The organism is Pseudomonas sp. K5002 (assembly GCF_013386655.1).
Taxonomy (GTDB): Bacteria; Pseudomonadota; Gammaproteobacteria; order Pseudomonadales; family Pseudomonadaceae; genus Aquipseudomonas.
The window spans coordinates 1-8220 of record NZ_JACARK010000491.1 but is presented as its reverse complement, the minus strand read 5'-3'; the positions used below and the strand labels follow the sequence as shown (position 1 = coordinate 8220).

Annotated in this window: 4 protein-coding genes, 1 tRNA gene and 1 pseudogene; all 6 read left to right on the top strand. The window is 57.8% G+C overall.

Annotated features, from left to right (window positions below; translation table 11 throughout):
• Positions 1 to 661 (top strand): annotated as a pseudogene (locus tag HX846_RS21440) (DNA primase); the annotation flags it as partial.
• A gap of 67 nt (positions 662 to 728) precedes the next feature.
• Positions 729 to 2579 carry an RNA polymerase sigma factor RpoD gene (gene rpoD / locus HX846_RS21435; RefSeq protein WP_003211014.1) on the top strand — a complete coding sequence of 617 codons (1851 nt, stop codon included), beginning with the start codon at positions 729 to 731 and terminating at the stop codon, positions 2577 to 2579.
• Positions 2580 to 2699: 120 nt separating this feature from the next.
• A complete protein-coding gene (locus HX846_RS21430) occupies positions 2700 to 6443 on the top strand; it encodes a bifunctional diguanylate cyclase/phosphodiesterase (protein WP_003211016.1) in 3744 nt (1247 codons plus the stop codon).
• A 15-nt stretch (positions 6444 to 6458) separates the two neighbouring features.
• A tRNA-Ile gene (locus tag HX846_RS21425) sits at positions 6459 to 6535 on the top strand.
• Between the two features lie 127 nt (positions 6536 to 6662).
• The gene (locus HX846_RS21420; RefSeq protein ID WP_178966058.1) at positions 6663 to 7736 is read left to right on the top strand and encodes a site-specific integrase; all 1074 of its coding nucleotides are present in this window, start codon (positions 6663 to 6665) and stop codon (positions 7734 to 7736) included.
• Positions 7737 to 8036: 300 nt separating this feature from the next.
• Entirely contained in the window at positions 8037 to 8204 is a 168-nt protein-coding gene (locus tag HX846_RS21415) for a DNA-binding protein (RefSeq protein WP_178966057.1), read from the top strand.
• The last annotated feature ends 16 nt before the right edge of the window (positions 8205 to 8220 follow it).

Here is an 8220-nt window from a genome sequence, read left to right as displayed (position 1 = left end):
CAGCGCGCCGCAAGAGGCGCCGCCGGCCTACGACCCGGGCATGGATTACGACGCCATGCCGGACTATTCCGACTTCCACCAACCGCAGGAGGCCTACACGCCCCAGCAGGAGTGGACACCGAAGAAACCCGGCGCCGGCGGCAAGAAATGGGACAAGAAACCCTGGGACAAAAACGGCAAACGTGGCGGTGACCGTGACGAACCGCGCGGCCCACGCGTCCCAGCAGCAGTAGAGCCGCCCACCATGGCAGCCCTGCGTACACTTTTGCACCACCCGCAACTGGCACAAAAAGTCGAGGATGCGGGGCACTTTGCGGCCGAAGACCACACCAATACGCAACTGTTGGTGGCCCTGCTCGAAGCCGTACAGAAGAATCCTAAGCTAAACTCATTCCAGCTGATTGCACGCTGGCACGGCACCGAACAGGGCCGTTTGCTGAAGGCATTGGCAGAAAAGGAATGGCTGATTGATGGCGATAACCTTGAACAACAGTTTTTCGACACCATTACTAGCTTGGTAGCTCGTCAACGCGAGCGAAACCTGGAACAACTTCTTCGAAAAGCGCGTCAGAGTGAATTGACCGCCGAAGAGAAAAATCAACTGCGCGACCTTTTAAGTCGCAATGTTTCCGCATCAAACCCGACCTCAGCTGGCGTGTGAGGTCATAGCTCGGGTATAATCCTCGGCTTGTTTTTTGCCCGCCAAGACCTTCAGTGGATAGGGTGTTATGTCCGGAAAAGCGCAACAGCAGTCTCGTATCAAAGAGTTGATCACCCTTGGTCGTGAGCAGAAGTATCTGACTTACGCAGAGGTCAACGACCACCTGCCTGAGGATATTTCAGATCCAGAGCAGGTGGAAGACATCATCCGCATGATTAATGACATGGGGATCCCCGTACACGAGAGTGCTCCGGATGCGGACGCCCTTATGTTGGCCGACGCCGATACCGACGAGGCAGCCGCTGAAGAAGCAGCCGCCGCGTTGGCAGCGGTCGAGACCGACATCGGTCGCACGACTGACCCTGTGCGCATGTATATGCGCGAAATGGGTACGGTAGAGCTGCTGACACGTGAAGGCGAAATCGAAATCGCCAAGCGTATCGAAGAGGGCATCCGTGAAGTGATGGGCGCAATCGCGCACTTCCCAGGCACGGTTGACCACATTCTCTCCGAGTACACTCGCGTCACCACCGAAGGTGGCCGCCTGTCCGACGTCCTGAGCGGTTATATCGACCCGGACGACGGCATTGCGCCACCTGCGGCTGAAATTCCGCCACCGATCGATGCCAAGGCTGCGAAAGCAGACGACGACACCGACGACGACGAAGCTGAAGCCAGCACCGATGACGAAGAAGAAGTCGAAAGCGGTCCGGATCCGATCATCGCAGCCCAGCGCTTTGGCGCGGTCTCCGATCAGATGGAACTGGCTCGCAAGGCCCTGAAGAAGCACGGTCGCGGCAGCAAGCAGGCAACTGCTGAATTGCTGGCCCTGGCTGAACTCTTCATGCCGATCAAACTGGTACCGAAGCAATTCGAAGGCCTGGTTGAGCGGGTTCGTAGCGCCCTTGAGCGTCTGCGTGCACAAGAGCGTGCGATCATGCAGCTCTGTGTCCGTGATGCGCGCATGCCGCGTGCCGACTTCCTGCGCCAGTTCCCTGGCAACGAAGTCGACGAAAGCTGGACCGACGCACTGGCCAAAGGCAAAAGCAAATACGCTGAAGCCATTGGTCGCTTCCAGGCCGACATCGTTCGTTGCCAGCAGAAGCTGACTGCATTGCAGACTGAAACCGGTCTGACGATTGCCGAGATCAAGGACATCAACCGTCGCATGTCGATCGGTGAGGCCAAGGCCCGCCGCGCGAAGAAAGAGATGGTTGAAGCGAACTTGCGTCTGGTGATCTCCATCGCCAAGAAGTACACCAACCGTGGCCTGCAATTCCTCGATCTGATCCAGGAAGGCAACATCGGCTTGATGAAAGCGGTGGACAAGTTCGAATACCGTCGCGGCTACAAGTTCTCGACTTATGCCACCTGGTGGATCCGTCAGGCGATCACTCGCTCGATCGCCGACCAGGCCCGCACCATCCGTATTCCGGTGCACATGATCGAGACGATCAACAAGCTCAACCGTATTTCCCGGCAGATGTTGCAGGAAATGGGTCGCGAACCGACCCCGGAAGAGTTGGGCGAACGCATGGAAATGCCTGAGGATAAAATCCGCAAGGTATTGAAGATCGCTAAAGAGCCGATCTCCATGGAAACCCCGATCGGTGATGACGAAGACTCCCATCTGGGTGACTTCATCGAAGACTCGACCATGCAGTCGCCAATCGATGTTGCTACCGTTGAGAGCCTGAAAGAAGCGACTCGCGACGTACTGTCCGGCCTCACTGCCCGTGAAGCCAAGGTACTGCGCATGCGCTTCGGCATCGACATGAATACCGACCACACCCTTGAGGAGGTTGGTAAGCAGTTCGACGTTACCCGTGAGCGGATTCGTCAGATCGAAGCCAAGGCGCTGCGCAAGCTGCGCCACCCGACGAGAAGCGAGCATTTGCGCTCCTTCCTCGACGAGTGATCACAAAAACCCCGGCCCAGGCCGGGGTTTTTGCTTCTACAGATTAAATCCTCGCTGCCTCCCCTCCCCCGCAATGCCCGTCTACACTCGAAACATTCCCCGTGCCATAACGAGACCGTTATGCCCAGATTGCCGACCGTGTTACTGCTGTCGCTGCTGACCTGGACCGCAACGGCTGGCGCGTTGACTCTCACCGATGAAGAGCGTGGCTGGCTGGCGGACCACCAAGAGTTGCGCCTGGGCGTCGACGCCTCTTGGCCACCCTTTGAATACCGCGATGAAGATGGTCGCTACCAGGGCCTGGCCGCTGATTATGTGCGGCTGATGCAGGATCGCCTTGGCGTCAGGATCAAACTGATCGAGCCGGTGAACTGGAGCGCCGTGCTGGAACAGGCCCGCAACAACCAGCTCGACCTGCTGCCGGGCATCATGTCCACACCGGAACGCCAGGGTTTCCTGTCGTTTACCCGGCCTTATCTCGACTTCCCCATCGTCATCCTCGCCCACGAAGGCGGCCCGCAACCACGCAGCCTCAAAGACCTGTACGGGTTGAAGGTGGCCGTGGTGGAAAACTACGCGCCCCATGAACTGCTGCGCACTCACCACCCGGACCTCAACCTGGTGGCCATGCCCAATGTCAGCGCTACGCTGCAGGCCCTGGCCACCGACAAGGTCGACGCCGTAGTGGGCGATCTGGCGTCCAGCGTGTGGAGCCTGCGTCAACTCAAGCTGGAAGGCCTGTACATCAGCGGCGAAACGCCTTACCGCTATCAGTTGGCCATGGGCGTACCCAAGGACGACAAGATGCTGGTGGGCATCCTCGATAAAGTCCTGGCCGACATCAGCCCGTCTGAGACCGAGGCCATCCAGCAGCGCTGGGTCGGCAACGTCATCGACCACCGCACGCTCTGGACGGATGTGCTGCTCTACGGGTTGCCTGCCGTGCTGTTGCTGAGCATCGTGCTGGCCGTGGTTATTCGGATCAATCGTCGGCTCAGCTCGGAAATTTCCCGCCGGGTCGCCCTCGAACAGGAACTGCGCAGCAGCGAATACCACTATCGCGGCCTGGTGGAGAGCCTTTCCGCGATCGCCTGGGAAGCCAGCATCAGCGATTTCACCTACAGCTACGTGTCGCCCCACGCCGAGGAACTGCTGGGTTACCCCCGTGCCCACTGGCTGATCCCGGGCTTCTGGCGCAACATCATCCACCCCGCGGACCTGACCCGCACCGAATCCTATTGCTACGCCGAAACCCGGGCCAACCGCGACCACAGTGTCGACTACCGGGTGATCACCGCCGATGGACGCTGCCTGTGGGTGCGGGACATCGTCAGCCTGATCGAACACGGCCACGAGCCCGTGCTGCGCGGCCTGATGATCGACATCAGCGAAGCCAAGCGCACCGAGGAAGCGTTGCAGCTTTCGGAACAGAAATTCGCCTCTGTGTTCCAGCAATGCCCGGACATCCTGGTCATCGCCCGGCTGTCGGACGGCTGCCTGATGGAGGTCAATAAGGCATTCGAAGACCAGATCGGCCTGAGCGCCGAAGCAGTCGTAGGAAAAACCGCCACTGAACTGAATATCTGGGGCATCCAGGGCGTAGGCCCCGGCCTGCTGCAACGGGTACAGACCACCAGCATCCGCAACCTGGAAATGCCCTTCCTGCGCAGCAACGGCCAGGCCTTCACCGGACTGATCTCCGCCGAACCCTTTCAACTGGATACCACCGAAGCCCTGGTCGTGGTGGTGCGTGACATCACCCAGCTGAAAGAAACCCAGCAGCGACTGCAGACCTCCGAAGAGAAATTCGCCAAGGCCTTTCATGCCTCTCCCGACGGCCTGCTGTTGTCCCGCCAAAGCGACGGTTTGCTGATTGAGGTAAACGAAGGATTCAGTCGAATTACCGGCTTTAACAGCGTGATGTCACTGGACCAGTCAACCCTGGACCTCGGGATCTGGGTCGACCTGAACGAACGCAAAGATATGTTGGAGCGGCTGCAACGGGATGGATTTGTCCGCGACTTTGTCTGCCACATCCGCCGCAGCGACGGCGAAATTCGCCTGTGTGAAGTCTCCAGCCGCCCGCTGCCCATCGGCGACGACGACTGCATGCTGACCATCGCCCGGGACATCACCGAACGCCAACTGATGCAGGAAAAACTGCAACAGGCCGCCACCGTGTTCGAGAGCACGGCCGAAGGCGTACTGATCACCGACACCCGACAAAATATCAGCGCCGTGAACCGCGCCTTCAGCGAGATCACCGGCTACAGCGAAGCCGAGGCCCTTGGCCAAACCCCGCGCCTGCTTGCCTCGGGCCTGCACGACAGCGCCTTCTACGCGGCCATGTGGCACCAACTGACGGCCAACGGCCACTGGCAAGGCGAGATCTCCAACCGGCGCAAGAACGGCGAGCTGTACCCCAGCTGGCTGACCATCAGCGCCGTGCGCAACCGCGAGGAGTCGATCACCCACTTCGTCGCCGTGTTTGCCGACATCTCCAGCCTCAAGCACGCCCAGGCGCGCCTCGATTACCAGGCCCACCACGACCCGCTGACCGGCCTGCCCAACCGCACCCTGTTTGAAAGCCGCCTGCAAGCCGCCCTCAACAACCAACAGGAAACCGGCAGCCAGGGCGCCGTGCTGTTCCTCGACCTCGACCGTTTCAAACACATCAACGACAGCCTCGGCCACCCGATTGGCGACCTGCTGCTCAAGGACATCGCCGTGCGCCTCAAGGAACAACTGCGAGACGTCGACACCGTCGCCCGCCTGGGCGGTGACGAATTCATCATCCTGCTGCCCGGCCTGCAACAAGCCAGCGACGCCGAACACCTGGCCAATAAGCTGCTGGCCTGCTTCACCCCACCATTCCAGGCGGGCGAGCATGAGTTCTTCATCAGCGCCAGCATCGGCACCAGCCTGTACCCACGGGACGGCAACGACGTCGCCACCCTGGTCAAAAACGCTGACGCCGCCATGTACCGCTCCAAGGCCAAAGGCCGCAACCGCGTCGAAAGCTACACCCAGGACCTCACTGCGCAAGCCAACGAGCGCGTGGCCCTGGAACACGAACTGCGCCGAGCGATCGAGCGCGACGAATTGTCTCTCTATTACCAGCCGAAACTCAGCCTCGACACCCAACAACTGATCGGCGCCGAAGCCCTGATTCGCTGGCGCCACCCCACCTTCGGCGAAGTGCCGCCCGAGCACTTCATTGCCCTGGCCGAAGAGAACGGCATGATCCTGCAGATTGGCGACTGGGTACTGGAGCAGGCCTGCCGACAGATGCACGACTGGCGAGAAATTTTTGATGACTTCGGCCCGCTGTCCGTCAACCTCGCCGGCGCGCAACTGCGCCACCCCAACCTGCTGGCGCGCATCGAGCAACTGCTGCGGGACAACCGCCTGGAGCCTGGCTGCCTGCAACTGGAGATCACCGAAAACTTCATCATGAGCCAGGCCGAAGAAGCGCTGGAGGTGCTGCACCAGCTCAAGCATCTGGGCGTGCAACTGGCCATTGATGACTTCGGCACCGGCTATTCGTCCCTCAGCTACCTGAAACGCCTGCCGCTGGACTTCCTGAAGATCGACCAATCCTTCGTCCGTGGCCTGCCCGACGACCCACACGATGCGGCGATCGTGCGCGCCATCATCGCCCTTGGGCACAGCATGCAATTCACCATCATTGCCGAGGGCGTAGAAACGCCGGCCCAGCAAGCGTTTCTGGCGGCTGAAGGTTGTGAGCAGATGCAGGGCTACATCGTCAGCCTGCCGCTGCCGCCGGACCTTTTCGCCGCTACGTTCCTTCGTATGAGCGTTTCGGACTTTTCGGATGGCACAGCGAAGAAACCATCGCTATAATCCGCGGCCTACTGAGGGCCTATAGCTCAGTTGGTTAGAGCAGGGGACTCATAATCCCTTGGTCCACGGTTCGAGTCCGTGTGGGCCCACCATACTCAAAGCCGCGCATTGCGCGGCTTTCGCGTTTCTGGGTGGTTCTTCACAAATACAGTCCTATGGTCCAAAGGTACAAAATCGGTACAGTGCTGGTTCGCCAGTACACCTTTGGAGTCCTTTCAGATGGCAACATTAGTCAAAACTCCTTCCGGCACCTGGAAGGCTTTGATCCGCAAAACCGGCTGGCCAACAGTCGCCAAAACCTTCCGTACCAAGCGTGATGCGGAGGACTGGTCGCGACGTACCGAAGACGAAATGGTCAGAGGTGTGTATATCCAGCGCAGCGGCTCCGAGCGCATGACGCTGGAAACGGCCCTTAAGCGCTACCTCAACGACATTACCCCTACCAAGAAGCCCACCACCCAACGCGGAGAGATTTCAAAAGCCAAGAAGCTTACAGAGCATCTGGGCAAGTATTCGCTTGCGGCCCTCTCTGCTGAAATCATTGCTAATTACCGCGACAAGCGTCTAAACGAGAAAGGGCGCGCTGGAACCACCAGCAACAATACCGTTCGCCTGGAGCTTGCTTTGCTGAGCCACCTGTTCACCGTAGCTATCCAAGAGTGGGGCTTGGGCCTTACTTTCAACCCGGTCCTGAACATTCGGAAACCAAGCCCCGGAGAAGGCCGCAATCGTCGACTATCTGCCGATGAGGAAAGGCGGTTGATAACCGTAGTGAACAAACACAGCAATCCGATGCTGGGCTGGATCGTGGGCATCGCCTTAGAGACGGGCATGCGCTCCGCTGAGATCAGCACACTCCGCAAGCCTATGGTCGATCTAGAACGACGCATTGTGAAACTCGTCGATACAAAGAACGATGGCCAGCGAACGGTCCCCCTGAGCAGACGCGCTACAGAGCTGTTCAAGGCTGCTATGGCTAACCCAGCCAGGCCAAGCGATTGCCATCTGGTGTTCTTTGGCGAGCCAGGCAAAGACGGAAAACGTCGGCCTTATGCTTTTACCAAGATATGGGGACTGCTGGTTAAAGAGCTCAAGTTGTCAGACTTTAGATTTCACGACTTGAGACATGAGGCAGTGAGCCGGTTAGTTGAGGGCGGCTTATCCGACCAAGAGGTATCTGCAATAAGCGGACATAAATCCATGCAAATGCTAAAGCGATACACGCACCTCCGATCCGAAGACCTAGTAAAGAAAATCGATAAAATTAAAAAACGCCCAATGCTAAAAGTTTAGCTAAACCAATTCTAAACACAGCTCATCGCAAGCCTAAACTTCGATATATCGAACACAAGCATCGATAATTTTAGCGGCTAAAATCTACAGCCAACCGGAAACTTACAAAAACACATCTAACTCACCACTTAAAAACAATAAAGCCGCAGCAAAACACAACTGATATATCGAAATACCAATTATTAACACTTTGAAATTAAAGAGATTTTATTTTTTATGCCAACAATCAACTAAAACCTCTTCCAAGCTCTTCGAAACTTCTTTAGGATTATTTTAGACCTATGAACCTGGAGCACTCTTATGAGCACCGAACAAGACATTAAAGACAAGTACCATGGAGCACCTCTGCTCTCCATTGAGCAGCTAGCCGAAATTCTGCTGAGAAGCAAAGATGGTTTGCGCCTTAGCCTTTGCGGAGACAATGAGGTCTCTCGCAAGTTTTTACCTTGCAAGGTAAAGATAGGATGAATCGCCCCGGGTTTTC

Excerpts from the sequence above, each read along its gene's own strand:
- rpoD (WP_003211014.1), top strand. The coding sequence starts at position 729 with ATGTCCGGAAAAGCGCAACAGCAGTCTCGTATCAAAGAGTTGATCACC.
- HX846_RS21430 (WP_003211016.1), top strand. The coding sequence starts at position 2,700 with ATGCCCAGATTGCCGACCGTGTTACTGCTGTCGCTGCTGACCTGGACC.
- HX846_RS21420 (WP_178966058.1), top strand. The coding sequence starts at position 6,663 with ATGGCAACATTAGTCAAAACTCCTTCCGGCACCTGGAAGGCTTTGATC.
- HX846_RS21415 (WP_178966057.1), top strand. The coding sequence starts at position 8,037 with ATGAGCACCGAACAAGACATTAAAGACAAGTACCATGGAGCACCTCTG.